General features: G+C 63.1%; 23 protein-coding genes. 11 read left to right on the forward strand and 12 right to left on the reverse strand.

The features are described from left to right. Positions 1–58 precede the first annotated feature (58 nt). Positions 59–562, forward strand: coding sequence for an isoprenylcysteine carboxylmethyltransferase family protein (locus tag FFI89_RS03015; protein WP_138832769.1), 504 nt, complete (start codon positions 59–61; stop codon positions 560–562). 634 nt (positions 563–1,196) lie between these two features. Here the strand turns inward: FFI89_RS03015 and FFI89_RS03020 are convergent. Continuing rightward, positions 1,197–2,210, reverse strand: coding sequence for an IS110 family transposase (locus FFI89_RS03020; RefSeq protein WP_138829241.1), 1,014 nt, complete (start codon positions 2,208–2,210; stop codon positions 1,197–1,199). Positions 2,211–2,850: 640 nt separating this feature from the next. Between FFI89_RS03020 and FFI89_RS03025 the strand changes: the two genes are divergently transcribed. The 3 genes from FFI89_RS03025 (at position 2,851) to FFI89_RS03035 (ending at position 7,229) form a co-directional block, all read left to right on the forward strand. Next, a complete protein-coding gene (locus FFI89_RS03025; RefSeq protein ID WP_138832770.1) occupies positions 2,851–3,591 on the forward strand; it encodes a DUF2786 domain-containing protein in 741 nt (246 codons plus the stop codon). Positions 3,592–3,881: 290 nt separating this feature from the next. Further along, positions 3,882–4,940 carry a S1C family serine protease gene (locus tag FFI89_RS03030; protein WP_371722462.1) on the forward strand — a complete coding sequence of 353 codons (1,059 nt, stop codon included), beginning with the start codon at positions 3,882–3,884 and terminating at the stop codon, positions 4,938–4,940. A 66-nt stretch (positions 4,941–5,006) separates the two neighbouring features. Beyond that, positions 5,007–7,229, forward strand: coding sequence for an SLC26A/SulP transporter family protein (locus FFI89_RS03035; RefSeq protein ID WP_138832774.1), 2,223 nt, complete (start codon positions 5,007–5,009; stop codon positions 7,227–7,229). A gap of 26 nt (positions 7,230–7,255) precedes the next feature. Here the strand turns inward: FFI89_RS03035 and FFI89_RS03040 are convergent, their stop codons facing one another. Then, the gene (locus tag FFI89_RS03040) at positions 7,256–7,564 is read right to left on the reverse strand and encodes a hypothetical protein (RefSeq protein ID WP_138832776.1); all 309 of its coding nucleotides are present in this window, start codon (positions 7,562–7,564) and stop codon (positions 7,256–7,258) included. A 294-nt stretch (positions 7,565–7,858) separates the two neighbouring features. Between FFI89_RS03040 and FFI89_RS03045 the strand changes: the two genes are divergently transcribed. Together FFI89_RS03045 and FFI89_RS03050 are read left to right on the forward strand one after the other, a co-directional pair. Continuing rightward, positions 7,859–8,038 (forward strand): hypothetical protein, encoded by a 180-nt coding sequence (locus FFI89_RS03045; RefSeq protein ID WP_138832778.1) that lies wholly within the window; start codon positions 7,859–7,861, stop codon positions 8,036–8,038. Further along, positions 8,038–8,334, forward strand: a complete 297-nt coding sequence (locus FFI89_RS03050) for a hypothetical protein (RefSeq protein ID WP_138832780.1) — start codon at positions 8,038–8,040, stop codon at positions 8,332–8,334. The genes FFI89_RS03045 and FFI89_RS03050 overlap by 1 nt, the downstream gene beginning before the upstream one ends. Before the next feature lie 51 nt (positions 8,335–8,385). On the opposite strand, the gene FFI89_RS03055 is transcribed toward FFI89_RS03050, so the two are convergent. Beyond that, positions 8,386–8,850: an Lrp/AsnC family transcriptional regulator gene (locus FFI89_RS03055; RefSeq protein ID WP_138832782.1), complete on the reverse strand. Its 465-nt coding sequence runs from the start codon at positions 8,848–8,850 to the stop codon at positions 8,386–8,388. A 159-nt stretch (positions 8,851–9,009) separates the two neighbouring features. On the opposite strand from FFI89_RS03055, the gene FFI89_RS03060 reads away from it, so the two are divergent. Further along, positions 9,010–10,023: a 1-aminocyclopropane-1-carboxylate deaminase gene (locus FFI89_RS03060; protein ID WP_138832784.1), complete on the forward strand. Its 1,014-nt coding sequence runs from the start codon at positions 9,010–9,012 to the stop codon at positions 10,021–10,023. Positions 10,024–10,041: 18 nt separating this feature from the next. Here FFI89_RS03060 and recQ read toward each other — a convergent pair whose 3' ends face one another. Then, entirely contained in the window at positions 10,042–11,904 is a 1,863-nt protein-coding gene (gene recQ, locus FFI89_RS03065) for a DNA helicase RecQ (RefSeq protein ID WP_138832786.1), read from the reverse strand. 158 nt (positions 11,905–12,062) lie between these two features. Between recQ and FFI89_RS03070 the strand changes: the two genes are divergently transcribed. Further along, on the forward strand, positions 12,063–12,416 hold the full coding sequence (locus FFI89_RS03070; RefSeq protein ID WP_138832788.1) for an Hpt domain-containing protein: 354 nt from the start codon (positions 12,063–12,065) through the stop codon (positions 12,414–12,416). Here the strand turns inward: FFI89_RS03070 and FFI89_RS03075 are convergent. The 3 genes from FFI89_RS03075 to FFI89_RS03085 form a co-directional block, all read right to left on the reverse strand. Continuing rightward, positions 12,410–13,783 carry a VWA domain-containing protein gene (locus FFI89_RS03075; RefSeq protein ID WP_138832790.1) on the reverse strand — a complete coding sequence of 458 codons (1,374 nt, stop codon included), beginning with the start codon at positions 13,781–13,783 and terminating at the stop codon, positions 12,410–12,412. The genes FFI89_RS03070 and FFI89_RS03075 overlap by 7 nt on opposite strands. Positions 13,784–13,790: 7 nt before the next feature. Beyond that, positions 13,791–14,759, reverse strand: a complete 969-nt coding sequence (locus tag FFI89_RS03080) for an AAA family ATPase (RefSeq protein ID WP_371722463.1) — start codon at positions 14,757–14,759, stop codon at positions 13,791–13,793. An 87-nt stretch (positions 14,760–14,846) separates the two neighbouring features. After that, positions 14,847–15,482, reverse strand: a complete 636-nt coding sequence (locus FFI89_RS03085) for an HAD-IA family hydrolase (protein WP_168212761.1) — start codon at positions 15,480–15,482, stop codon at positions 14,847–14,849. Between the two features lie 109 nt (positions 15,483–15,591). Between FFI89_RS03085 and FFI89_RS03090 the strand changes: the two genes are divergently transcribed. Further along, on the forward strand, positions 15,592–16,353 hold the full coding sequence (locus FFI89_RS03090) for a trypsin-like serine protease (RefSeq protein ID WP_168212762.1): 762 nt from the start codon (positions 15,592–15,594) through the stop codon (positions 16,351–16,353). 173 nt (positions 16,354–16,526) lie between these two features. Here FFI89_RS03090 and FFI89_RS03095 read toward each other — a convergent pair whose 3' ends face one another. From FFI89_RS03095 to FFI89_RS03105, 3 genes are all read right to left on the reverse strand, one after another. Further along, positions 16,527–18,749: an acetate--CoA ligase family protein gene (locus tag FFI89_RS03095; RefSeq protein WP_138832795.1), complete on the reverse strand. Its 2,223-nt coding sequence runs from the start codon at positions 18,747–18,749 to the stop codon at positions 16,527–16,529. A 201-nt stretch (positions 18,750–18,950) separates the two neighbouring features. Beyond that, a complete protein-coding gene (locus tag FFI89_RS03100) occupies positions 18,951–19,517 on the reverse strand; it encodes a class GN sortase (RefSeq protein ID WP_138832797.1) in 567 nt (188 codons plus the stop codon). A gap of 199 nt (positions 19,518–19,716) precedes the next feature. Continuing rightward, on the reverse strand, positions 19,717–21,987 hold the full coding sequence (locus FFI89_RS03105; protein ID WP_138832799.1) for a marine proteobacterial sortase target protein: 2,271 nt from the start codon (positions 21,985–21,987) through the stop codon (positions 19,717–19,719). Between the two features lie 187 nt (positions 21,988–22,174). Here FFI89_RS03105 and FFI89_RS03110 point away from each other — a divergent pair, with 187 nt between their 5' ends. Together FFI89_RS03110 and FFI89_RS03115 are read left to right on the forward strand one after the other, a co-directional pair. Beyond that, positions 22,175–22,939, forward strand: a complete 765-nt coding sequence (locus tag FFI89_RS03110; RefSeq protein ID WP_138832801.1) for a helix-turn-helix transcriptional regulator — start codon at positions 22,175–22,177, stop codon at positions 22,937–22,939. A 176-nt stretch (positions 22,940–23,115) separates the two neighbouring features. Further along, the gene (locus FFI89_RS03115) at positions 23,116–23,325 is read left to right on the forward strand and encodes a cold-shock protein (RefSeq protein ID WP_138832803.1); all 210 of its coding nucleotides are present in this window, start codon (positions 23,116–23,118) and stop codon (positions 23,323–23,325) included. Between the two features lie 95 nt (positions 23,326–23,420). On the opposite strand, the gene FFI89_RS03120 is transcribed toward FFI89_RS03115, so the two are convergent. Together FFI89_RS03120 and FFI89_RS03125 are read right to left on the reverse strand one after the other, a co-directional pair. Further along, positions 23,421–24,659: an ABC transporter substrate-binding protein gene (locus FFI89_RS03120; protein WP_168212763.1), complete on the reverse strand. Its 1,239-nt coding sequence runs from the start codon at positions 24,657–24,659 to the stop codon at positions 23,421–23,423. Positions 24,660–24,735: 76 nt separating this feature from the next. Next, positions 24,736–26,289 carry a long-chain fatty acid--CoA ligase gene (locus tag FFI89_RS03125; protein WP_138832807.1) on the reverse strand — a complete coding sequence of 518 codons (1,554 nt, stop codon included), beginning with the start codon at positions 26,287–26,289 and terminating at the stop codon, positions 24,736–24,738. Positions 26,290–26,336 lie beyond the last annotated feature (47 nt).

The following is a 26,336-nucleotide window of genomic DNA, read 5'->3' on the forward strand; positions in this document are numbered from 1 at the left end:
ACCCGACTGAGAGATTAGCGCAATATGGTTTGATATTAGCAAGGAACGGATCGTGTCCATGCGCGGAGCCGCCGCCGTCATCGGTACCGCCATCTTCTTCGTGTTCGTGCCCTGCGTGCTGGCCGGGGTGGTCCCGTGGTGGATTTCGCGCTGGGAGTTCCAGTTGTCGTTCCTCGGAGTCGAACTCACGCGCTTCGTCGGCGCCGCGCTGATTCTTGCCGGCGTAGCCGGGCTCGTGGATTCATTCGTGCGTTTTGCGCTGCAGGGGCTCGGCACGCCGGCGCCGATCGCCCCGCCCCAACACCTCGTCGTTACCGGCCTGTATCGCTACGTGCGCAATCCCATGTACGTTGCCGTCGTCGCCGTCATTCTGGGCCAAGCGATCCTGTTCGGCGACTGGCGTCTCATGACTTACGGCGGGCTCATGTGGCTCGCCTTCCACGCCTTTGTCCTGACGTACGAGGAGCCGGTGCTTGCTCAGAAGTTTGGGGCCCAGTACGAGGATTTTCGGGCCAGCGTTCCGCGGTGGATTCCGCGGCTGTCTCCATGGCGCACCGCATAAGGCCGCCAGCCCAATGGCGGAGACGGGGCGAGCGGGGACGACAGCACTCAAAACCGGCTGCGCACTACAGGGGCGTCGATTTCGGTCATTCGGTCGTGGCCATGCGCTCCCGCGCATCGACTTGTATCCGGTGGCGGTGCGAGCGCCCTCTCCCAATAATCGAAGTTCGCGGCTCAAGCCGACCATCTGCTTTTGGAATTTTCAGCGAGAATTACGGTGACACCCATTAGCCGGCCGGTCGTCAAGATACAGAGCAAATTTTTTTGGCAGCGCTAGCTGCCAACGGCTTTGATTGGTCGCTTTCAGTTACTGTGCGCGTACCGCGCCCGTTTCTTCGTTTAATGGCTGAGTCCGCATCGCGGATCGCGCCAGACACCCATCAGGATCAAGCATCGGCCCGAGTGAGGCCTGCGCCCTGGCGGCATGGCCGCCCCAGAAGAACGTTGGTACCGCCCGTATCCAATAGAGTTTCACAGAACCGTGGTTGCCGGCAGGCCGGTGCCAATCTCCGGATGGCTTACGGTGCGGGCGATCCGCTGTCACAACAGCTGGTGACGGCGATCCGGCGTCCAATTCAGTGCAGCTGGTTGCAGCCCCAGTCACCGTACGTGGCTTGCCGGATCGCCGTCGTCTCTCAGGCAAAGCAACGCGTTACGTCGAACGGCTTGCCCTCCTTCAGAATGTGATAGCTGGCGCGCGCCAGCTTGTGCGCCAACGCCTTGGTGGCGACAACGTTGTTGGTCTTGGCCTTCTTGCGCTCGTGGAAACGCCTGGCCTCGGGGCAAAAGCGCCTGGCGAAGTTCGCCGCCTCGACGAAGGCCCAGGCAAGATATCTGTTGCCGTTCTTGACGTTGCCTTCGCCCTTCTTCTTGCGATTGCTGGTGTGCACGCTGTCGACACAGCGCGCATAGGACGCAAAGTTGCTGACGTCGGCAAACCGATCGATCGGACCGGTTTCCAGAAGAATGACGGTGGCGAGCGTCTGGCCGATGCCCGGCACGCTAGTTAACAAGCCGTATTGCGGTCGGGGCTTGACGCGTTCTTGTAGGCGCTTCTCCAGAACCTCGACCTGTGACTGCAGTGTCGCGATGACGGCAACGTTGGCCTTGATTGCCAAGCCTACATCCGCCGCCAGTGGCAGGCTGTCGATCGTATCGTCGGTCAGCCGCTTGATCTGATTGCTGGTCATCCGCCCACCGAGCTGCCTGGCCATGATGTTTTCCACCGCCAGGACATGTGCCGTGCATGACTGCACCAGCTGCATGCGCTTGCGCGCCAGATCGCGCACGACGCGATGCTCCCTCGGCAGGATCGTACCCGTCGGCAGGATTCCCAATCGCAGCAGGTGCGCAAGGTGCTGCGCATCGGTCTCATCGCCGCTGTGCTTCAGTCCTTCGTACTGCTTGATCGCCGCCGTGTTGGCGAGATGCACGTGGAAGTCCGCATCCCGCAAACCGTCGACCAGCCAATACCAGTTGTAGGTCGACTCGACCACCACGCCGGCCAATTCGTCTTGCCATCGAGCCAGAAAGCCTACGATCTTCGCGATGTCGTTGGGCAGGCGCTTCTGCGCCACAACCCGATCAGCATCGTCGATAATCGCGACGACGCTGTTGTTCGAATGCAGATCAATTCCGCTATACATCATCTTCGCCTCCTCGTCGCCAAAAGTGATTCGTTGATTGCGAATTCACCTTAGCTCCACCGCCTTCTTGGTCGCGAAGGCCGGCTAGATGATCTTCAGTGCACCATACTATCCTGAGTAACGGCCCAGACGACGAGCCGCCGCCCTGCATGCGCCTTTCACTTCGTAGTCACTTCCGACTAACGTCGGCGCTCGTCCTCAGCGGTATACCCACGCGGAACATGATCGCATCAATGCATTAAAGCTGTCACGATGCAGCGTCCGATCATAGGTGAGGGGTTCGCCTGACGTTACACTGGACAGCATCCGTGCGCGCCCGTGGTCGTTCATCGGATTTTGGGATGATAAAATTGTCCCACTGATTTGCCCGACGTGTCAAGTATTAGGCCAAAACCGTCCGTTGCGGCGGGCGCCGGCTACTTTGCATGGGGTTGTTTTCGATATTTTTGGTGAGAGCCGCGGCGACCAGGCGCGACGGCGCCCGGCCTGAACCGCATAGGCCTTTTCAGGCTGTTGCCCAAATCGTGGGTTTGGTCTAGGAGGGTCGAAAATCCTTGATCTTTCAAAGAGGATTGACTCCTACTCGCTCCGCCACCCGCCTTCGCCCGATGTTCTTGGTCGGACTTTCTCGGAGAGATGATCCGTGGACCAGCGCGATATCGGCGGGCTCGACAAGCTGAAGGCCCGCGTTCAGGCCTTGCGCGCCAAGACCATCGACAATGGTTGCACCGAGGACGAGGCGTTGTCGGCGGCCGCCAAGGTCGCGGAGTTGCTCGATCGCTACGACCTGTCACTGACCGACCTCGAGCTGCGCGCGGCGCCGTGCGAGCGTCGTGTCTATGAGACCCATCGCAAGAAGCGAATTCCTCTCGACGACTGCATCGGCGCGATCGCTCGTTTCTGTGATTGCCGGGTCTGGCGCGAGAAGGATGCGGCTGGCGAGAGCAGCTATGTTTTCTTTGGTCTGCGCCCGGATATCGAGGTCGCGCATTATTTGACCGAGCTGATCGATGCCGCGGTGCGCGCCGAACTCGGTCGCTTCAAGACTTCGGCCGATTACGGCCGGTTGCGGCACCAGGAGCGGCATCTGGCCAACGCCTCGTTCGCGCTGGGGATGGTGGCTTCGATTGCGGACAAGCTGATGGCGATGAAGGCCAGTCGCGATGATGTCAACCACAGCACGGGCCGCGGGCTGGTTGTCCTCAAGACCTCGGTGGTCGATGCCGAATTCGACAAGCTCAACATGAAGCTGCGGACCCTGCGCAGCAATAGCCGGATGGTGTCGATGATGGCCTATGAAGCCGGAGGCGCCGCCGGCGCGTCGGTGGCCATAAATCCCGGCATCAGCACGTCGCCACCACGGGCCGCCGGGAAACGCAACTGAACTCGGCGAAGGGGAGAAGGTTCGGCCCCATGATTCAAAGAAGCCTTAGACTCTGGTTGCAAGCCAAATTATGCTCGCCTCGATCTTGCTGGGGGCCTGCCATGAAATTCCGCGTTGCTGCCATCGTAGCGCTGTGGGTTGCGATATTTGCCGGTTCGAATGCGGAAGCGCGAGGGCCTTACGGTTCGATCAATGTCGGAAACTGGAAGGGTGGGGCCTACACCAACGACCAGAACGGGGCGTTTACGCATTGCTCGGCCGGCACCCAATACACCAGCGGCATCTTTTTCATGGTGATGATCGATAGCAGTGGGGGGTGGAGCCTCGCCTTTGCTCACGACAAATGGTCGCTGACCACAGGGGAAGCTTTTCCGCTCACCCTTACCTTCGACGGCCAGCAGCCGTTCAACGTCCACGGAGTGCCAATTGGCGAAAAGCTGGTCCGTGTCCCCATGCCGATCACTTCATCGCTGATCACTCAGTTTCGAAAAGCGAGGGCCATGACGGCCTATACGCAGGGGCAGCTTTTCCAGTTCAATCTCGATCAAACTGCGCAGTTGTTGCCGGCGTTGGTGAATTGCGTCACCAAGACCAAGCAGGGTGGCACCGCCAGTGCCGGTGACTTCTCCGTCCCGGTCGCCAAACCGGTGGTCGCAACCACAACGGCGCCGCCGGCCAAGCCCGACAAACTGTTTGACCAGACCGGCACGGGTTTCCTCGTCAGCACGAACGGCCATGTCGTGACCAACCAGCATGTCGTCGATGGGTGCGTCGGAGACATTCAGGGCAACCTGACCGGTGAGGCGCCCGCCACTCTGCGTCTGGTTTCAAGCGACGAGACCAATGACCTCGCGCTGCTTCAGGTGCCCGGCACGTTCAAGGAGGTCGCGAAAATCAAGGACAAGGCGGTCCAGTCCGGCGACAGCGTCATTGCGATCGGTTTTCCGTTTCATGGACTGCTCACCTCCGATTTCACGGTTACGACGGGAATCGTCAGCTCGCTCAGCGGCCTCCTGAACGACACGCGATTCCTGCAGATCAGCGCCGCCGTTCAACCCGGCAATAGCGGCGGGCCGCTGCTGGCGGCCAGCGGTGACGTGGTCGGCGTGGTTGCCGCGAAATTGGACGCGTTGAAGGTCGTCAGGGCGACGGGCAACATCCCCGAGAATATCAATTTCGCGATCAAGACCGGTGCGCTGCGGGATTTTCTGGATAACAGCGTCGTGCCGTACCAGATTTCCGACGCCAAGACCGAACTGAAGACGACGGACATCGCGCGTAATGCAAGGGCGTTTACCTTTTTGATTTCCTGCAAGGTAAAAACGAAGAACGAGACGGCAAGGAAATAGGATCAGACCGGCACTCCGCGTGTTTCCCACTAGCCATTCCCCTGATCTCCCGGCTAAGTAACCCGGATGGAAGCAAAGACGGCCGCGTCGCGGCGAGCGAACTTCAGCGCGGCCACAGTGCGCGGCGACGTCGTTGCCGGCCTCGTCTCTTCGACGGTCGCCATTCCGCTGGCGATGGCGTTCGGCATGTTCGCCTTTGTCACGCTGGGCGACGAATATTTCGCCTATGGCGCGATGGCGGGGCTGATGTCGGCGTTTATCGCCGGCGTGGTGTGCGTGGTGCTCGGCGATCGCTCCACCCGCGTCTACGCGCCGCGCATCACCACCACCTTCTTCCTCGGCCTGCTGCTGTATTCCCTGCTGCATCGCGACACCGCCGGGGGCGGCGAGCCAAGCGTGCCGGCCACGCTGCTGGTGTTCTTTGCCATCATCCTGCTCGGCGGCGTATTCCAGGCGCTGTTCGGCCTGATGCGGCTGGGCTCGCTGATCAAGTTCGCGCCGCATCCGGTCATGGCGGGATTCCAGAACATGGCAGCGGTGCTGCTGTTTCTGGTGCAACTCGGCAATGTGCTCGGCTTCGATCATAATGTGCGGTTTACGCGCGTGTTCGGCGCGCTCGATGAGACGCGGCCGCTGAGTCTGCTGGTTGCGGCGCTGACCTTTGCGGCGATGTGGAACGCGCGCCGGATCACGACCAGATTGCCGCCGATGCTGGTCGGGCTCGGCTGCGGCATCCTGGCTTACTACGCGCTTGTCATCGTCGGGCTCGGCGGCAGCTTAGGGCCGATCATCGGTTCGCCGACGGCGAGTGCCGCGATGCGTACCGTGCTGGTCGACTTTTCCGGCCTGGCGATGGCCGCTCCGCTGGAGCAGTCGTGGCCGTTGATCGTCTCGAGCGCGCTGGCGCTGGCGATCATCGCGTCGATCGACGCGCTGCTGTGCGCCAAACTCGCCAGCCGGCCCGGCGAACTGCGCGCCGGCGACGACAGCCTGCTGGTTCGTCTCGGCATCGCCAATGCGATTTCGGCGGCCTTTGGCGGCATCACCAGCGGCATCAACATCGGGCCCAGCCTCGCCAACCGTGCCTTCGGTGCGCAAAGCCCGCTCTCCGTGCTCGTCAATGCCGCGGCCGTGCTGGCGGCGGCGACGCTGCTGTTTCCGCTGCTCGCCTACATCCCGCGGGCAGTGCTGTCGGCGGCGGTGATGGTGGTCGCGATCCAGCATATCGAGCCCTGGACCCGGCAACTGGCGCAGCGCCTGATCAGCCCGGGGACGCCGCAGCGCGGCGCCATCGCGCTCGATCTCGGCGTTTGCCTGTTCGTTTCGCTGCTGTCGATCGCCGTCAATGTCGTGCTGGCGGTGTTCATCGGCATCGTGCTTGCGGTGTTTCTGTTCGTGGTTCGCATGAGCCGCTCGAATATTCGAAAGCTCTATCGCTGCGACAATGTCCGTTCGCGGCGCTACCGCGACCCGGCCGAGCTGGCGGTACTGCATGCGCAGGGCGCTTCGGTGCTGGTGATCGAGCTGCAGGGCGCACTGTTCTTCGGCAGCGCCGAGCGGCTGGCGCAAATCGTCGAGCGCGAGACCGCGCAAGGCACCATTGTTCTTTTACTGGAAATGCGGCGCATTACCGAGATCGACTCGACCGGCGCCCGTATCCTCGGTGATATCGACGCGGCGCTTGCCGCGCGCGGTATCAAGCTCGCGCTGGTCCTGTCCGCGCGCACCGAGACCGCCGCCCGTCTCGCCGACATCTTCCACGCGCCCGACCGCTTCTTTCCGGATATCGACCGGGCGATCGAATGGGCCGAAGACGATCTGCTCCGGCAGACCGCCGCAGCGCCTTCGTCGGAATGGCCGCTCGAGCGGCTGCCGCTGGTCAGCGATTTCACGGCAGGCCAGATCGAGCGGTTGCGAAGTTGGCTCGAGCCGGTGGCGTGGTCGGCCGGAGAGGTCGTGTTTCACAGCGGCGATCCCGGCTCGTCGCTCTATCTCGTCACGCAGGGTCGGGCCAGCGTCCACATCCTGCACGACGGCGGCGACATCAGGCTGGCGACGTTCGCGCCAGGTGCCGTGTTCGGCGAACTCGCGCTGCTCGATCGCGGGCCACGCTCGGCCACCATCACGGCTGACGAGGATCTCAAGGCGTTCGGCTTGAGCGAGGCGTCCTTTGCGGTGCTGTGCCAGCAGCAGCCGGATCTCGCGATCAAGCTGCTGACGGCGCTGGGCCGCGAGTTGAGCGTGCGGATTCGCTACGCCAACATGACGATCCAGCAGCTGGAAACCTAGCGCCCGGTTCTGAAGCGTCCGGCGCCTTACCGCGAATTATTGCTGCGCGTGTGCGCGGCCTGCGCGTTCCAGCTACTCCAGCTCACATTGGCGAGGCTTCGCTGGTCGGTCGCAAGAGGCCGCCGGGTCTGCCGTTCGTAGGCCGCGATGATCTGCAGCGACTGGCTGATCTTTCGTTGCAGTTCGGCAATGGTCTTTTGGGTCTTGCCGGTCTTCCTCGATTGGGCAGGCTCGCCAACCGTGAACCTGGCGGTCTCGATATGCTTCAGGGTTTCACGGAGCATCTTGAGCTGTGCCCGGTGCCACGCGATGGTGCTGTCACTATCTGCAGACATGAAAACCTCCTGATTCGCCCCCGAGTCTAGCATGCATGGGGCGATCCGGCCGATATCGTCGCGCCCCAATCTCTCCCGGCAGGAGCCCAGGAGGGCTCCTGTTTTGTTTGACGCGTTTTCTTGACGCGAACCGGCGGCCACTTCGCTCGAAAACGCTATTGTGCCGCATTTTGCCATCGAAGCGACCGGGCGCGGGCCTCGAAACACCAAACTTGCATGCGATCTGCCGTGCGCGCGGTTCCCCCAAATGATCCTTGCGGCGCTCAATGCCGGCCAGGGCCGACGGAGCGTGCGATGAGTGAAATTGAGTTCGACCGGGTGATGGATGCTGTGCGGATGGCGATCGTGCTGCTGCCGATAGAGGACTCGCTGGGGAGATCGTCGACGGCCGCCGGGCCGCCGGAAGCCACCAACGACAATGTCGGGCCATCCTGGCCGACGATCCCATTCCCCGAAGGCGCGTGCGTCTCCTGATGGCGCGGTCGGTTTTCGAAGTCGTGAAGGCGCCGTTGGGGTGGTCGGTGTTTGCCGACAACGTCAAGATAGCCGGCGTCTACGATTCCAGAGCCGCCGCGCTGGAAGCCGCCGCATTGGCCGCATCCTTTGCCGTCAGCGACGGTGTTGCCGTGCAGATCAATGTGCCGGGCGAGGATGAGGAAAGACCGAGATGGGCGGTCGCGTTTGAAATCGCGGCGACGATCCTGCCAAACCGGGAGCCCGCGGCTGCGCCGTCATCGCCGCGCGATACGGCCGGCAAATCGCGGGCTTGAAGGAGCAGCTCCGGACCCAGCATTATCCGGGTCCGTCATGCCTGAGACGGATCAAAAATCCAGCGGTGCATTGTCGACCACCTCCTTCATGACGAAGAAAGTCCGGGTCTGGCGGACGCCTGGCAGCGCGATCAGTTGATCGCCATGGATGCGGTTGAAATCCTCCATGTCGCCGACGCGGATTTTGAGAAAATAGTCGAAATCGCCGGCCACCAGATGGCAATCGAGCACGAATTTCAGCTTCGCGATCGCCCGCTCAAAGGCCGCAAAGCTTTCCGGCGTGGAGCGGTCGAGCACAACACCGACCATGACCAGCGCGCCTTTGCCGACCTTGCGCGGCGCCACCATCGCCCTGACCTCGCCGATAAAGCCATCGTCGAACAGGCGTTGGGTGCGGCGATGACAGGTAGCTGCGCTGACGCCGACCGTTTCGGCCAGTTCGGCATTGCTCAGCCGGCCGCTATTCTGCAGCAAACGCAAGATCTTGAGGTCGGTGCGGTCGAGCGGACCCGCCATGGAAGAATCTCTCGCAATTTCTCTAAAGTGCGGATGAAAAGATAATATCTAGGGATAGATGCGCAAGAAATATAAAAAATTCTCATCAAGTTAGAGAGCACCTTTCTGGGGCTTGGTGATAGGGCATTTCCGCAGATCAGGCCACCAACGGGGATGACAATGCTGGAGAAATTCGAGCGCTATCCGCTGACCTTCGGACCTACCCATATCGAGAAGCTGGAGCGGTTGACGCAGCATCTCGGCGGCAAGGTCGAACTCTATGCCAAGCGCGAGGATTGCAATTCGGGACTCGCCTTCGGCGGCAACAAGCTGCGCAAGCTCGAATACATCATCCCCGACGCCATCGCCTCCAACGCCGATACGTTGGTCTCGATCGGCGGCGTGCAATCCAATCACACCCGCATGGTCGCCGCCGTGGCGGCCAAGATCGGCATGAAGTGCCGTCTGGTGCAGGAGAGCTGGGTGCCGCATGAGGACGCGGTCTACGATCGCGTCGGCAATATCCTGCTTAGCCGCGTCATGGGCGCCGACGTGCGGCTGGTGGACGAAGGTTTCGACATCGGTATCCGGCAAAGCTGGGAGCAGGCGATCGCGGATGTAAAGGCCGCGGGCGGCAAGCCCTATGCGATCCCGGCCGGCGCTTCCGTGCACAAATATGGCGGGCTCGGCTATGTCGGCTTCGCCGAGGAGGTTCGGGCCCAAGAGAAAGAGCTCGGCTTCGCCTTCGATTACATCGTGGTTTGCACGGTCACTGGTTCGACCCATGCCGGCATGCTGGTGGGATTTGCCAAGGACGGCCGCGCGCGCAAGGTAATCGGCATCGACGCGTCCTTTACCCCGGCGCAGACCAAGGCCCAGGTGCTCGACATCGCCCGCAACACCGCAGGCCTCGTCGAACTCGGCAGCGAGATCGTCGAGGACGACGTCGTGCTCGTCGAAGACTATGCCTATCCCGCCTACGGCGTTCCTTCCGAGGAGACCAAGGACGCCATCCGGCTCTGCGCGCGCCTCGAAGGCATGATCACCGATCCGGTCTACGAGGGAAAATCCATGCAGGGCATGATCGACCTCGTCAACAAGGGCTATTTCCCCGCGGGCTCGAAGGTGCTCTACGCCCATCTCGGCGGTGCGCCGGCGATCAACGGATACGCTTATACGTTCCGCAACGGATGACGGCGCGGCCAGCCGTGCTCACGCCTGCGCCGCCCGCACCAGCGCGATCAACTCATCGCCGTAATGCTCGAGCTTCTTGTCGCCGATTCCTGGGATGTTGCGAAGCTCGTTGAGCGTCGTCGGGCGCGAAGCGGCGATGCCGTCGATCGTCGCATCGTGCAGCACGACATAGGCGGGCACGCCGCGTTTGCGCGCAATTTCCGAACGCCATGCCCTGAGGTCGGTCTGCAAACCGGCATCGTTGGGCCGGCCTTCACCGGTGGCGCGCGGCGCCAGATCGCCGCGTCGCGATTTGCTCCGGCTGCCGCGGACACGCGCTCCAGCGGGCGCCTCGCGCAGCATGACTTCGGTCTCGCCCTTCAGCACGCCGCGCGCGCTGTCCGTCAGCTTCAGCGCGCCAAAGGCTTCGCTATCGGCCGCAAGATGACCCATCGCGACCAGTTGCCGGACCACGGCGCGCCACTGTTTTTCGTTGAGTTCGGTACCGATGCCGAACACCGATAATTTGTCGTGACCGAACTGGGTGACGCGCTCGGTGAGGCGGCCGACCAGCACATCGATCAGATGCATGGCGCCAAAACGCTGCCCGGTACGGTAGGCGCAGGACAGGACTTTTTGCGCCGCGACCTTGCCGTCGAGAAGCTGCGGCGGCGACAGGCAGTTGTCGCAATTGCCGCAATTGCCTGACTTGACCGCCTCGCCGAAGTAGCCGAGCAGGCGGCTGCGCCGGCAGCCCGCGGCTTCGGCGAGACCGACCAGCGCATCGAGCTTGCCGACCGACACGCGCTTGAACGCGTCGGACCCCGTGGACTCGTCGATCATGCGGCGCTGCTGCACGATGTCGGACAGGCCATAGGCCATCCAGGCGCTCGACGGCTTGCCGTCGCGCCCCGCACGCCCGGTTTCCTGGTAATAGGCCTCGATGCTCTTCGGCAAATCGAGATGCGCCACGAAGCGCACGTCGGGCTTGTCGATGCCCATGCCGAACGCGATGGTGGCGACCATCACGACGCCGTCCTCGTTGATGAAGCGATCCTGGTTGCGGGCACGAACGCTGGCGTCGAGGCCGGCATGATAGGGCAGAGCGGGGATGCCGGCCTTGGTCAACGCGGTGGCGGTGTCTTCGACCTTGGCGCGCGACAGGCAATAGACGATGCCGGCGTCGCCGGCGTGGCGCTCGTCGATGAAGGCCTTGAGCTGGGTCGGCGCGTTCTGCTTCTCGACGATTTCATAGCGAATGTTCGGGCGGTCGAAGCTCGCGACAAAGCAGGGCGCGTCAGTAAGGCCGAGCCGGTCGGCGATCTCCTTGCGGGTCAGTTCGTCGGCGGTCGCCGTCAGTGCGATGCGCGGCACCTCGGGGAAACGTTCGGCGAGCACCGACAGGCCGATATATTCGGGGCGGAAATCATGCCCCCATTGCGACACGCAATGCGCCTCGTCGATCGCAAACAGCGCAATTTTGGCGCGATCGAGCAGGCTCAGGCAACGTGGCGTCAACAGCCGTTCGGGCGCCACGTACAGCAGGTCGAGATCGCCCGCCAGCAGACGCCGCTCGACGTCATTGGCTTCCTCATAGGACAGCGTGGAGTTCAGCACCGCCGCCTTGACGCCGGCTTCCAGCAGCCCCGCGACCTGGTCGCGCATCAGCGCGATCAGCGGCGAGACCACGATGCCGCAGCCGTCGCGCAACAGGGAAGGCAATTGATAGCACAGCGACTTGCCGCCGCCGGTCGGCATCAACACCAGGCAATTGCCGCCGCCAGTGACGTGGCGGACGATTTCTTCCTGCGCGCCGCGAAACGCCGGCAGGCCGAACACGGCGTTCAGCACGGACAGCGCATCGGGGGCATTGTCGCGGTGACGGGCTGCAGGGGCAGGCATGGGGAATCAGATCATCCGGCTGGAGCACCCTGATATCACTAACCGATCGTAAAATTCAGGAAAAGTTCTGTCAGCCGTGCTTTACGCGCTGTCCACGCGATTGCGTTAGCCTTCGGCGCCCGCTGGCGTCCCGGGCCAAAAATGAGGAAAGACCGCGCATGAAAGAAGCGCCCCAGTTCGACCCATCCGTGTTCCGCGGGCTCTGTTCCGAACTCGGAAACGAAGACGCTGCCGAGGTGTTGCAGACTTTCCTGGACGATACACCGCGCAAGCTGGTCATCATGATATCGGATGTGACGGATCGCCCGTCGATCAGGCGGGCCGCACATTCGATCAAGAGTTCGGCGGCGACCTTCGGCTTTGCAGAATTGTCGACGCTGGCGCGCGATCTCGAATCCGGCATCGGGGGCATGAGCGCCCTGCAGTTGCATGACTGCGTCGGAACGCTCCGCCGGGCATTCGAGAAAACGGTGGAATTTGCGCGGGCGAACCTGCTGCAGGGCGCCTACTGATAGCTGGCCACGATATCCGATACCGCGCGTTCGAGCTGCTGAGCGGTGGCGCATTGACGGACGACGGTGCAGAAGGTCGAATAGCGCGGCATTTCGGAATCGCCCCAGCCCCAGGCCATGCGGCCCTCGGGATTGAGCCATACCAGCCGCTTCGAGCGCTCGGCGATGCGGCGCAGGATGTCGGCGCGCGGATCGAGGTTGTTGCTGCGGGCATCGCCGAGCACGATCACCGTGGTGCGCGGCGTCAGCGAATTCATCCACTCGCCTTCGAAATCGGCGAATGAATTGCCGTAGTCGGACGATCCGAAGCCGACCTTGGACATGATCTCGGCCATCGCCTCTTCCGGCGACTTCTTCTCCAGGATGTCGCTGACCTCGATCAGGTGGCCGGAGAAGGCGAACGAGCGGACGTCGTCGACGACCTCGTGCAGGCTGTGGATCAATAGCAGGAAGAAATCCGAGACTCGCGCCACTGAACCCGAGACGTCGCAGATGGCGACGATCTTCGGCTTGTCGCGGTGCCGGCGTTTCCAGGCGGTGAGGAACGGCACGCCGCCCCACGCGGCGTTGCGCCGGATCGTTCGGCGGACGTCGAGATGGCCGCGGCGCTGGCGCTTGCGCGGCTTGCTGTAACGCTCGCGCAGGCGGCGTGCGATCTGGCGGATCAGATGCCGCATCTGCTCGACCTGCCGCGGCTCGATCCGCGATAGCGGCGCGTTGCGCAGGATCTCGTTGCGCAGGTTTTCGGCTTCCTCGCGGCCGTACAGCATCAGCGCCTGCGCGACCATTTCGCGAACGGTGCCGCGCAACCCCTCCAGCGCATCCGTCAGCCGCTCCGCCAGTGCGGGGTCGGTCGCCTGGAGATCGTCGAGGTCGTCGCGAAGACGCTGGATACCCATCCGCTCGAGGATGCGGCCGGAGAAGATGCCGCGCTGGGTGAAGTAGCGGATATCAGACAGCGAGGCCGCACTGGCCGCGTTGGCGATCGCCGCCGAAATCTCGTTGCGATCCTGCGCCAGCAGCATCTGCGCCAGTTGGCCCAGCCCCTCGGCCTGCTCGCCGCCGCTGGCTTCGCCGGGCGGGCCGGCTGACGGGTCGGATCTTTCCGTGTCAGGCTCGTCCGCCTCGCTGTCCTCGGGCGGGGTTTGCGGCTCCGGCTGATCGAAGAACAGGTCGAAGCAATCGCCGAGCGCCTTTTTCTCGTCCTGGGTCTTGGCGAGCGTCAGCAGAAACGTATCCCGCAGGATCGCGCGATCGGAAATGCCGACCTTGGCGACCGCGCGCATCGCGTCGATGCTCTCGGCCGGCGAGAGCCGGACACCCGCGCCCCGCGCCGCACGAAAGAAGCGATGCAGGTTTTCTCTCATTCCGGCGCTACCCGAAGACGTTCTGACGCGATGTCTTGGCGATGAAGGTCGAGACCTGAGGCATCGTGGCCTCGATATCCGCCTCGTATTTCAGCAGCACGTTCAGCGTGTCCTTGACGATCTCGTGGCCCAGTTCAGGCGCCTGCAGCAGCACCAGCACGCGGGCCCAGTCGATGGTCTCGCTCACCGACGGCAATTTCTTGAGATCGAGCGACCGGACTTCGTTGATGAAGCCGACCATCTGCCTGCGCAGTGTCTGCGAAATGCCGGGCACGCGGCTTTCGACGATGCGCTCTTCCAGTCGCTGCTCGGGGAAGCCGATGTGCAGATGCAGGCAGCGCCGCTTCAGCGCGTCGCCGAGGTCGCGTTCGCTGTTCGAGGTCAGGATCACGGTCGGCGCCGCGACCGCCACCACCGTCCCGAGTTCCGGGATCGTGACCTGGAAATCGCTGAGGATTTCCAGCAGCAGCGATTCGAATTCGGCGTCGGACTTGTCGATTTCGTCGATCAGCAACACGCAGCCGGCCGGCTGTTCCAGCGCCTGCAGCAGCGGCCGCGGCTCGACGAATTCCTTGGAGAAGAACACGTCGCCGAAATCATGCAGCTGCTCCAGCGCCGCCTCGAGCGTCGGCGCGCCGCCGAGCACTTCGCCGAGCTTGTCTTTGAGGATCTGCGTGTACAGCAGCTGCTTGGCGTATTTCCACTCATAGAGCGCCTTGGCTTCGTCGAGCCCTTCATAGCATTGCAGGCGGATCATCTTCAGCCCGCGCCATGCCGCGATGGCTTTCGCGAGCTCGGTCTTGCCGACGCCGGCGGGGCCTTCGACGAGGATCGGTTTCTCGATCTGCTGCGCCAGATAGACCGCGGTCGCGATCTGGCGGCTCGCAATATAGCCTTGCGCCGCAAGACCGCTTTCCACTGCCTCGATCGAGGCCGAAGGCCGATTGTCAGCCACGGGTTTCAACTCCGAATTCACGTGATTTCAGAGTGTTCTGCCTGCGTTCCCGGCAAAGGACAAGCCTCGTTTCAACATAAGGCGGCCGCAAATTCCGCGATTTTCCGTCTAGCGCAATGCCAGCCCGGTCGCGGCTTCCAGTTCCGTGATCGCCTGCGCCGCGTTGAGCACCTTGATCGTGGTCATGCCCATGTCGCGCGCCGGCTTCAGGTTGACGCCGAGGTCGTCGAGATAGACGCAATTCGTGGGGTTCACTTTCAGCGTCTCGACCATGATCTGGTAGATGCGCGGGTCGGGTTTTCTCAAGCCAAGTTTTGCGGATTCGATGACGTGGTCGAACAGCACCATCACTTCGGCGACATAGAGCGAGCGGCCGCTGTGGCTGCCGATGGCGTTGGCCGGCAGATTGTTGGTGATGCAGCCGGTCTTGAACCTGGCCTTCACGCGCTTCAGCGCCTCGACCATTTCGGGCCGCAAATCGCCCGACAGCAGCGGCAGCACGTCCTTGCCGCGAACCTCGGCGCCGAGCGCCCGCGATTCCGTCGCGAACAGTTCGTCGAACGCGTCGATATCGACCTCGGCGCGCTCGAACTTCGCCCAGGCGTTCTCCAGATGGTTGGCGGCGTTGGTGCGCCGGATGATGTCGGCGGGCAGCCCGCGCTCGGTCTCGTATCGCGAGAACGCCTCGAACGGCGAGGTGGTCAGCACCCCGCCGAAATCCCAGATCACGGCCTCGATCATCATTCCCTGCCCATATGGATAAATGTTGCAGAGCGGCTAACACGGAATGGCCGATCGAGCCAGCCCGATCCGCCGCTTGGCGACAGCCGTTGCGCGGGCTATTGCTGCCGCCATGAAAATTCTGCCTCCGGTGATGGCCGGCCTCGCGCTGCTGCTTTCGGTTCCCGCCCATGCCATCGTCGGCGGCGGCGTGCCGTCGATGGATGGCGTCGCCCGCTCGGTCGTTACCATCGTCGGCTCGCGCGGCAATTTCTGCACGGGATCGCTCATTGCGCCAAAGCTGGTGCTGACCGCGGCGCATTGCGTGCAGCCCGGTGCGGACTACAAGATCGTCGAGTACGGCGCGGACAGGCAGCCGTCGCTGCAGGACGTCAGGACAGTGGCTGTTCATCCGGGCTTCAACATGCAGACCATGCTAGCGCATCGGGCCACCGCGGATGTCGCGCTGTTGCAATTGGTTGCGCCGGTCAAAGCAAAGACACCGTCGGCGCTCGGAATGCCCAACATTCCCATCGTCGTCGGCGGCCGCTTTTCCATCGCCGGCATCGGCGTCACCGTGCGCGGTGACGGCAAGAGCGGCGGCATCATCCGCGTCGCCGGCCTGATCGCGACCGGCAAGCCGGGGACGCTGCAGATCAGGCTCGTCGATCCCGTCAATCAGGGCACGCGTGACGGGCTCGGCGCCTGCACCGGCGATTCCGGCGCACCGGTGTTCGAGGACCAGCAAAGCGGCCCCGCCATCATCGGCGTCGTCAGCTGGTCGACCGGGCCGAACGGCTCAGCGGGCTGCGGCGGTCTCACCGGCGTCACGCCGCTGACGCTGTATCGCGATTGGATTTTGCAGACCGCGCGGCAGTGGGGCGCGGGGTTGTAGTCTACTTCACCTCGCCCCGCTTGCGGGGAGAGGTCGCCGCGCGCTTGCGCGGCGGGTGAGGGGGTACAGGTCTCACCACGTTCATAGTGCGCTGAGAGAGCCCCTCACCCCAACCCTCTAAGAGCGAGCTTCGCTCGTCTCGACCCCGCAAGGGCGGGGCGAGGGAGCTTATTTTAATGCCCCGCCGCCTTGTTCGCGGCGGCGTTGTTCAGCACGATCAGGCCGTCGACGGCGACGCCGAGCTTGCTGTTGATCAGGAACGGATTGACGTCGATCGAGGCGATGCGGTTGCCGGCGTCAGCCATCAAATTGGACAGGCCGACCAGCGCCTTCACGGCGGAAGCCTCGTGCAGCGCCGGCTTGCCGCGATAGCCCTTCATTTTTACGCCGGCCTTGGTCCTGGCGATCAACTGTTTCGCCTCGGCCGCATCCAGCGGCGCGCCGGCGAGGGCGACGTCCTTCATCAATTCGATGTCGACGCCGCCGGTGCCGAACAGCACCACCGGCCCCATCTCGGCATCGAGCGAGGCACCGACCACGAGCTCGAGGTCGGCCTTGACCTGCTGGGCAATCAGAATGCCCTCGAGCTTCGGCTTGCCCTTGAGCTTCTTTACCCGTGCCGTGATGTCGTTGAACGCCTTCTTCACGTCAGCCGCGCTGTTGAGGTTCAGCACCACACCACCGATATCCGACTTGTGCAGGATGTCGGCGCTGACCACCTTTGCCACCACCGGGAAGCCGATCTTCTTGGCGATCTTCACAGCTTCCGCCGCGGTTTGCGCGATCTCTTCCTGCGAAACCGGAATGCCGTAAGCCCTAAGCAGCCTCTTCGACGCGACCTCGTCGAGCGCCGCGGCGCCGTTGGCGCTCTTGAGCATCTTTTCCATCATCGCGCGGGCGGAAGCCTTTGAGCTCGACTTGATATCCGGCACTTCCTTGCGCAACTGCGCATAGTCGATCAGCGACTTGATCGCGCCCACCGCGCGGTCCAGCCCCTGCATGACCGCGATGTTCGGCAGCGATTTGCGCAGGCCCTTGGTGAATTCGGTAAATCCAATCGACATCGCGCTGATATAGACCACGGGCTTGGAGGCCGCTGCGGCCATGTCGTTGACGATGCGCAGGTTGCGTTCGCGCAACTCGTGCGGCGCCTTCGGCAATTCAGCGTCGATGATGACTATATCGGTGTCGGGATCGTCGATCATGATCTTGATCGAATTCATGTACACGGAGGGATCGACCACGGCGGCAAAGCCGGCGTCGAGCGGATTGCCGACGATGCTGCCGGGGCCGAGCATTTTTGCCAGTTGCCCGCTGGCGTTGGCACTGAGCGGCGCGAAGTTCAGGCCGGCCGAATGGAACGCATCTATCAGCAGGCCGCGCTTGCCGCCGGACAGCGATACGGCGGCGAGGCGATTGTTCTTCGGCGGCTCGGCATGCACGAAGCATTCGGTGGTCTCGATCAGTTCGTCGAGCCCACGCACGCGGATCACGCCTTCGCGGGTCGAGATCGCGTCAAAAGTTTCGATCGAGCCAGCGAGCGCGCCGGTATGCGCCATCGCGGCGGCGCGGCCACCTTCGGAGGTACCGAGCTTGAGCGCGATCACGGGCTTTCCGGCCTTGCGCGCGGCCTTGCAGGCGTCGCGGAACACCTTGGTGTTCCGTACGCCTTCGAGATAGACGACGATGACACGTACGCTCGGATCGGCGGCGAAATAGGCCATCAGGTCGGGCGTCTCGAGGCCGGTCTCGTTGCCGGTCGTGACCATGTAGCCGACGCCGACGCCGCGATCTTCCAGCGCCTGGCGGATCGCCATCACGATCGCGCCGGATTGCCCGGCAACCGCCACCGGGCCGGCTTCCATGGTCACGATGCGGTCGTCGATATTGGTGAACAGCTTTTCGCCGGCGCTCAGGTTGCCGAGGCAGTTCGGACCGGTGACGGCAAGGCCGGTTTCCTTGACGGCCTGCTTCAGTTCCTCCGCCAGCCGCTGGCTATCGTCGTCCTGCAACTCGCTGAAGCCCGAGGTGACGATGGTGGCGGAGCGGGCGCCGGCCGCGGCGGCGTCGCGGATCACCTGTACGGCAAAACGCGCCGGCACCAGCACCACGACATGGTCGGGCTTTTCGGGCAAGCTGGCGAAATCCTTGTAGCAAGGCACGCCCCAGATCGTTTCGCGCTTGGCGTTGACCGGAAACAGCCCGCCTTCGTACTGGTACTTGATCAGGTTGTTCCAGATGCGCTCGGCATAGTTGCCGGGCTTGTCGGTGGCGCCGACCAGGACGATATTACGCGGGTGCAGCATCGCATGGATGCCTTTGACGATGTCGCTGGCGTCAGGCGAGGGCGCCCATTTTTCGTTTCCTTGCGACGCGGTGCTTGCCTGAACTGCCATGGACTTCCCTTACCCGTTGTTTCCTTTGGCCGTGGCGATCGAGGTGGTCGCCGCGCCATGATTTTCATTTGTTGAAGCCTTTTTATTGAGACTTGGTGAGGGTGGCAACACGCGTTGGACGGGCAGCGCCATTCGCCCTGCGCACGATATCCCGGCGTGCGGAGAATTCAGTACGCGTACGGCATTGACAGGCCCGCGAAATCAGGAGCCGGGTTCGATCATGGTGGCATGCAGCAGATAGCGGTCCGGGCCCGGTGTCAGCGCGTCGAACGGCCAACACGTCGACAACACCAGTTGATGTCCGCGGGCGAGGGGATCGATGCCGGAAGCGTCAAAGCGCGCGACGGAAGTTGCGTCCGCCCGATAACGGAACGTCCGACCGTCGCTTCTGGTGATATCGATCTCGTCGCCGACTGCGACATTTTTCAGGAAGGCAAAGTGCGTATCGCGGTGTGCGGAATAGACCGCGACGCCCCGTTCGCCGGCATTGGGCGTCAGTTCGACATGGCCGGGGCCGAAGGCGAGCGCCTGGCCGCTGCTTCCCGACAGTACGATGGTGCGGGCATGAATCCGCTTCACCTCGATCCGCGCCACCGGCCAGGTATCCGCCCATGACCACGGTTTTGTGGGGTGTCCGGTAGCAACGGTGGTGTTGAAGGCGCGCTCCAGCAGCACCTGGGCAAGCAGCGCCTTGGCGTGGATGTAGGCGCCCTGGCCGAACAGGATCAGACCGGCGAGGGCGAGGAGGAGAGGGAGGAAGCGGGGCATGCGAATGCTCATTGAAGTGCTCCGTCATTCCGGGGCGATGCGAAGCATCGAACCCGGAATCTCGAGATTCCGGGTCTGGTCCTTCGGACCATCCCGGAATGACACCGAGAATAAAACCTCACGCGCGCGGCGTTGGGGGACGGGCAGGCCGCGCGCGCTTTTCAGGAGGAGGTTGGGGCGCCTCCTCCATCGCGTGACGTCAGCGCATGAACAGCTGACGCCGGTTGTAGACGAACAGCATCAGGCTGAGCATCAGCAGGATCGAGCCGGCGATCAGTTTCAGTTCGGCATCGGTTGCCGTCTTCGGCAGCGTGACCGTGGCGGGCTGCACGACCGGAGGCTGGGCACGCTTCAGTGTTGCGACCTGAACCCTCGCGTCGCCATTGTCGGCGCGTCGCTCCGTCGGCGTTGCCGGAAGCTGCGGGCGTTCGCCGAACAGTTTTGCGAAATCCCAGCCGGCGGGCAGGTTGATCGGCAGTTCCGAAACCTTCAGCGGTTCGCCAGTCGGGCGGCTCGGCGTTTGGTCGACCGCAACCAGGCTGGTCAGCCGCGTCACCAGTTGATGCTGCAGTGCCAGCGCGAGGATGGCCTTGTCGGCGTCTTCGGGCTTCAGCTGCTGCGTGGTGCGTGCGACCTCGGCATCCGCAATCTTGCGGCGAGCCCATAGTTTGGACAGGCCCTTGCCTTCGGCGGCATTCGCCAGCGGAAGGGTGACGACCCAGGGACGGTCGCCGATGCGGCCCGTGATCTCGACCGAGCCGGCGAGCTTGTCGAGCTTGGCCGCGAGCACCAGCGGCTCGTCGCGATAGACGTCGGGGATCGCCGCCGGCGTGATGTCGCCTGAGGCCTCGGAGAATTTTGCGGTGAGATTGGTCACCGCGGGGTTTTCCAGCTTGGCGAACAGGCCGCGCATCCGCTCCTCGACCTGCTCGACCGAGCCGATATGGGTGAAGGTGCCGCGGCCGAGTTCGGCGGCGCGCGTCATCAGATAGGTGTTCGGCGCCGAGCCGATGCCGACCATGAAGATACGCGAACGGCCGCGCAGCGCGTTGATGGTTTCGAACAATTGCTGCTCGTTGCCGATGGCGCCGTCGGTCAGGAACACGACCTGACGGACATAGTTGGCGTCGCCGCTGTTGTCGGACAGCGCCGCGCGCATCGCCGGCACCATCTCGGTGCCGCCATTGGCCTGCAGCGCGCCGACAAACGAGGTCGCCTGGCCGAGATGCTCGCGATCGGCCGGTACCGGCGCCGGGAACAGCACGTCCATGGTGTGATCGAACCGGATCACGTTGAAGCGGTCGCTGGGCTGCAGGCGACCGAGCGCGTAGATGAGACTGGCCTTGGCCTGGATGATCGAGACGCCGCCCATCGAGCCGGAATTGTCGATCACGAAGATCACCTCGCGCGGCAGCGGCTTTTGCTGGGCCCGCTCGACCGTCGGCGGCGTGACGAAGGCGAGCAGGTAATCGGCGTCGCCGACATGTTCGCGGAACAGGCCGACCGACGGCGCTTTCTCGGCCGCGGGCTTCCAGCTCAGTTCGAAATCGCGATCGGCCGGCACCGCGCCTTCAGCGAGGCGGACGATGCTGGTGCTGGCGTCGGCCTTTTCGGTTTTGATCGGGTGGTGGTGGCTCTTGACCTCGCCGAGCGGAAAGCCGGCCTGGAGGTGAACGGTAATGGTGGTCGGGTTGACGGGCGCGTTGGTCGCGGGGTCGAGCACTTCGGACGAAATGCGTTCGCGGTCCGGAACGGAATCGGATTTCACCGCGCCCCAGCCGCCGCCGTCGGGCCGGAAGTCGACGCTCTGCACCACGGGTGCCGGATTGTAGCGCGGGCCGACCACCATCGGCACCCGCAGCGAGAACTCGTTGCCGGATTGCTGCACCGGTTCCTGATATTCGATCTGCACCAGCACGGTCTCGCCGGGGCCGATATTGGCGACGGAATTGGTGAAGATGTTCGGCCGCTCCTGTTCGGTCAGCGCCGCCTTCTGGCCGTTCTGCTTGGCCTGTTCGTAGATGGCCTTGGCCTGTTGCCGCTCCTTGATGTCGCCGACCACGACGCGGTCGCCGATCACCATCTTCAGCGTATCGACCGCGCCGCCCGACGGCAGCGGATAGACGTAGACAGCCTCAACCCAGTTTTGCGTCGGGTTGCGAAAGATCTGCGTGACGCGGGCGCGCACCGTCGGCCCCGATACGGTGAGATCGACGTCGATGCCGAGCCGCGAGGCGTCGGCGTAACCGTCCTCGGTCTTCAGCAGCAGTGAGCCGGAGCGGGCGTCGCCCGCCTTGAGGAGAGCCGTCGGCTGGCCGGCCGCCGACCACACCGGCTCGAAGCTCAAAAATAATGCCGCGAACCCGACCAGGATCACGGCAAGTCCTTGCATCACAAAGAACAGCACCACCCTCATCAGATCAGGCACACCGGTGCTGCTGTCGGTTTCGGTCTCATCGCATGTCGTCATGTCGCTCACTCCCAAACGGCGATTTCGCCGCTTGAAAGCGTGCGGAATGCCGCGCTCTGGCGCGAGCGGAATGATCGGCCTTGTTCAGCCGCGGGCCAGCCCGGCGCGCCGCGGCCGCGGCCGATTTGTGCGGGTTTGTGATGGATTGTGCGTCTGGTACACTGAGCTCGACCGAACAGGGGTGACGATGCCGACGCCGGACAAGCAGCTTTCCGCCGAGCAAAGCCGGCAGATTGCGGACACGATTCGCGAGGAGATTGCCCGCCGCCGCATCTCGCGGCAGTCTCTGGCCGAGCTTGCAAAACTCAGTCTGTCGACGCTCGAGAAGGTGCTAGGTGGACGCCGTCCGTTCACGCTCGCAACCACGGTACGGCTCGAACAGGCGCTCGGCGTTTCCCTGCGCACGACGCCGGAGGCGCCGGCACCATCTCTCGCCGTCAACGGCGAGGTCGCATCGGATGGACTAGGCGCCTATTCGCGCCGCGCGGTCGCCTGGATCGAAGGAACCTATGTGACGATCCGTCCGTCGTTCGGCGACAAGGATGCGATCTTCGCCTACCTCACCGAAATCAGCTGGGACGCCGCCGCATCGTGTCTCGTGTTCCACGAGAGCGAACGGCAGGATGCGGCCTACACCCAGTATGGCGAGGTGGCGGTGCCGAACCAGTCGGGTCACATCTATCTCGTCACCAACCGGCACGGCCAGCATCGTCTGATCACGGTCGCGCGGCTCCCCATCTCCGGCGAGATGTTCGGTATCATCACGACATTGCTGGCGGGGCGCGGCTCGCTGCTGACGCCGATCGCTGCCCCGATTGCGTATTTGCCGGCCAATATGATGCCAAATCCGACATTTGGACGGATTTCGCCCGATAATGCCAATTATTCGGCCTATCGCACCCATTTGCGACGGACCCTGGACGAGCCGTTTGCGATGTTTTTGCCGGGGTAGTGCCCTCACCCTTGCTTTTTCGCTGGAATAGACTATATCAGCGTCATTCGAATTACCGCTCTGCCTTGTTGACCGCGCCGAAATCGGCTCCATTCCCAAGACATCGATGAAATCGGATCAAGCCTGCACGGAGGTCGTGTAGGCAAAGCGCATTAGCGCATCTTGGAGATAGTTACATGGCTACCGGAACAGTTAAGTGGTTCAACGCGACCAAGGGCTTCGGCTTCATCCAGCCCGACGACGGCGGAACCGACGTATTCGTCCACATCAGCGCCGTGGAACGTGCAGGTCTGAGCTCGCTCAATGAAGGCCAAAAGCTTTCATATGAAGCGAAGGTCGACAGCATGCGCGGCAAAACCAGCGCGGAAAACCTCCGCGTCGGTTAAGGCGATCGATCACGGAGACCCACGGATGTACTGGGATCCTTCGATCGACTTCTGAATAGAAAAGCCCGCTGGCGATGCCAGCGGGCTTTTTGCTTTTAGCCACCCGTCTCGGCGCTGATGATGTCGCCGAACAGATCCCACTGGCCGCCCTTGAACCGCATGATCTTGAGCTGTTCGATCGGGGCGAAGTCGGTGGCCGAGGTGTTGACCTTGATGCCGGGGATCAGCGTATCCGGCGCAAAATCCTTCAGGCTCGCGGCCTGCTTCATCACGTTCTCCCGGGTCAGGTTGTCACCGGCCTGCTTCAGCACCTGCACCATGGTCTGCGCCGCGGCGTAGCCATAGACCAGGTTGGAGTCGGAGACGTTGGCGCCCGGCATGTACTTGTCGATGAAGGTCATGAACTTCTTCATGCCCTCGTCGTCCTTCCACTGCGGATCGGACGCATCCTTCAGATAGCTGGCCGACAGCACGCCTTCGGAAGCTTCAAGCCCGGCGGGCTTCATCACCGCGCCGATCGAGATCGACACGTCGGTCATCAGGTGCATCGGCTTCCATTCCAGCTCGGCCATCTTCTTGATCGCCTGTGCAGCGAATTTCGGCGTCGAGATGTTGACGAAGACGTCGGCGCCGGTGCCCTTCAGCTTGACGATGTGGGAATCGATCGACGGCTCGGTGGTCTCGTAGCTTTCCTCGGCGACGATGATGCTCGAGGCCTTGTCGCCGAACACGTCCTTCAATCCGGCGACATAATCCTTGCCGAAATCGTCATTGGCGTAGAACACCGCGACCTTGCCGTCGGGCTTGTTCTTCAGGATGTACTTCGCAAAGATCCGGGCCTCGACGCGGTAGCTCGGCTGAAAGCCCATGGTCCAGGGAAAGTCCTTCGGGTCGTTCCACTTGCTGGCGCCGGTGGCGAGGAACAGCTGCGGGATCTTCTTGGCGTTGTGGTACTTCTGAACCGCGGTCTGGGTCGGGGTGCCCAGCGCGTTGAACACCAGGAAAACCTCGTCGCTTTCGATCAATTTACGGATCTGCTCCACCGTCTTCGGCGGGCTGTAGCCGTCGTCATAGGAGATCCAGTTGATCTTGCGGCCGTTGACGCCGCCCTGGTCGTTGATCATCTTGAAATAGGCTTCCTCGGTCTTGCCGATGACGCCGTAGGCCGAAGCCGGGCCGCTATAGGCCTCGACATTGCCGATCTTGATTTCGGTGTCGGAGGCGCCGGTATCGTATTTCTTCTGTGCCAGCGCGCTTTGCGTGGTCAGCAGCGACAGTGCCGCGGCTGCGGCAAGCCAAGACAGTTTCTTGTTCTTCAGTTTCTTGTTCTTCATCGAAATTTTCTTCCCTGGTTTCTTTGTGTTGAGAGGCATTAACGAAATCGCGGCGGTGCTCTTATTAAATCGGCGGTCAGGAGGCGATCGCCTTCGCCGTATCGGTGGCTTTGGGCGCGCCGAACTTGTTGCGCAGCGTCGGTTTGTGGATCTTTCCGGTCGCATTGCGCGGCAGGGCCTCCACGAACTCGATCAGGCGCGGGCATTTGAACCGCGCCAGATTGGCGGCACAATGCGCATGAATTTCCTCGGCGGCAAGGGTATGCCCGGGCCGGATAGCCACGATCGCCATGCCGACCTCGCCCCACTGCTCGTTCGGGATGCCGATGACCGCGGCTTCGGCAACTGCCGGAATTTGATGCAGCACGCTTTCGACCTCGGCCGGGTAGACGTTCTCGCCGCCCGAAATGTACATGTCCTTCCAGCGGTCGACGATGAAGTAGAAGCCCTCCGCGTCGACCCGCGTGGCGTCGCCGGTGTGCAGCCAGCCGTCGGTGAAGGATGACGCGTTGGCGTCCGGCCGGTTCCAGTAGCCGGGCGTGACGTTCGGGCCGCGTACCCAGAGTTCGCCGAGCTCGTCGATGCCGGCGTCCGAGCCGTCGGGGCGAACGATTCTTACCTCCGTGTGCATCACCGGCTTGCCGGACGAGCCGGCCTTGCGCACCGCGTCCTCCTTGTCGAGCGTCAACACGGCCGGGCTGGTCTCGGTCATGCCGTAACCCTGCTGCAGGGCGACGCCGCGCTCCTCCCACACCTTCAACAGCGGCACCGGCATCGGCGCGCCGCCGACGCCGCCGATCACCAGCCGGCTGAAATCGGCGGTCGCGAACGAAGGATGCTGCGCCATGAACTGGTAGATCGAGGGCACGCCGAAGAACTGATTGATGCCGACTGACACATCGCTGATCAGTTGCAGCGCCACGCCGGGATCGAACGTGCGCATGATCAGCACGGTGCCGCCGGAATGCAGCACCGGATTGGTGTAGCAATTCAGCCCGCCGGTGTGAAACAGCGGCAGCACCGTGAGCAGCACCGTCGACGGCGAGATATAGGCGGGGCCGCCGAGATTGACGCAATTCCAGAACGTCATGCCGTGAGTGATGATCGCGCCCTTGGGCTGGCCGGTGGTGCCCGAGGTGTACATGATGGTCGAGATGTCATCGAGCGTGACGGTCTCAGGGTTTTCGAGCGGCTTCGACGCCGCGATCGCGGCCTCGTAGGAGCCGCCGGGCCCGAGCAGCAGCGCCGACGCGACGTTGCAGAGCTTGGCGACGGTGAGGGCTGTTTCCGCCAAATCCGTATCGTGGACCATCACCTTGGGCGAGGCATCGCCGACGATGAACTGCAATTCCGGCACGGTGAGGCGGTTGTTCAGCGGTAGGAACACGGCGCCGATCCGGAAGCAGGCGAACTGCACCTCCAGCGTATCGGTCGTATTCAGCGCCAGCACCGCGACCCGGTCGCCGCGCTCCACCTTCAGCGCGTCGCGCAGATGGCCGGCGAGCCGCGCGATGCGCCTGTCGAATTCTGTATAGGACAGGCGGCGCTGGCTGGCGAGGTCGATGACCGCGGTCTTGTCCGGCGTGCGGCGGCCGAAATGGGCGATCCAGTCGTAATAGCGAACGGACAAGATTTCCTCCTGATGTTCAGCGGTCTGGCACCGCCCGATCCTTAACT

It is taken from the genome of Bradyrhizobium sp. KBS0727 (assembly GCF_005937885.2).
In the GTDB taxonomy this organism is placed as follows: Bacteria; Pseudomonadota; Alphaproteobacteria; order Rhizobiales; family Xanthobacteraceae; genus Bradyrhizobium.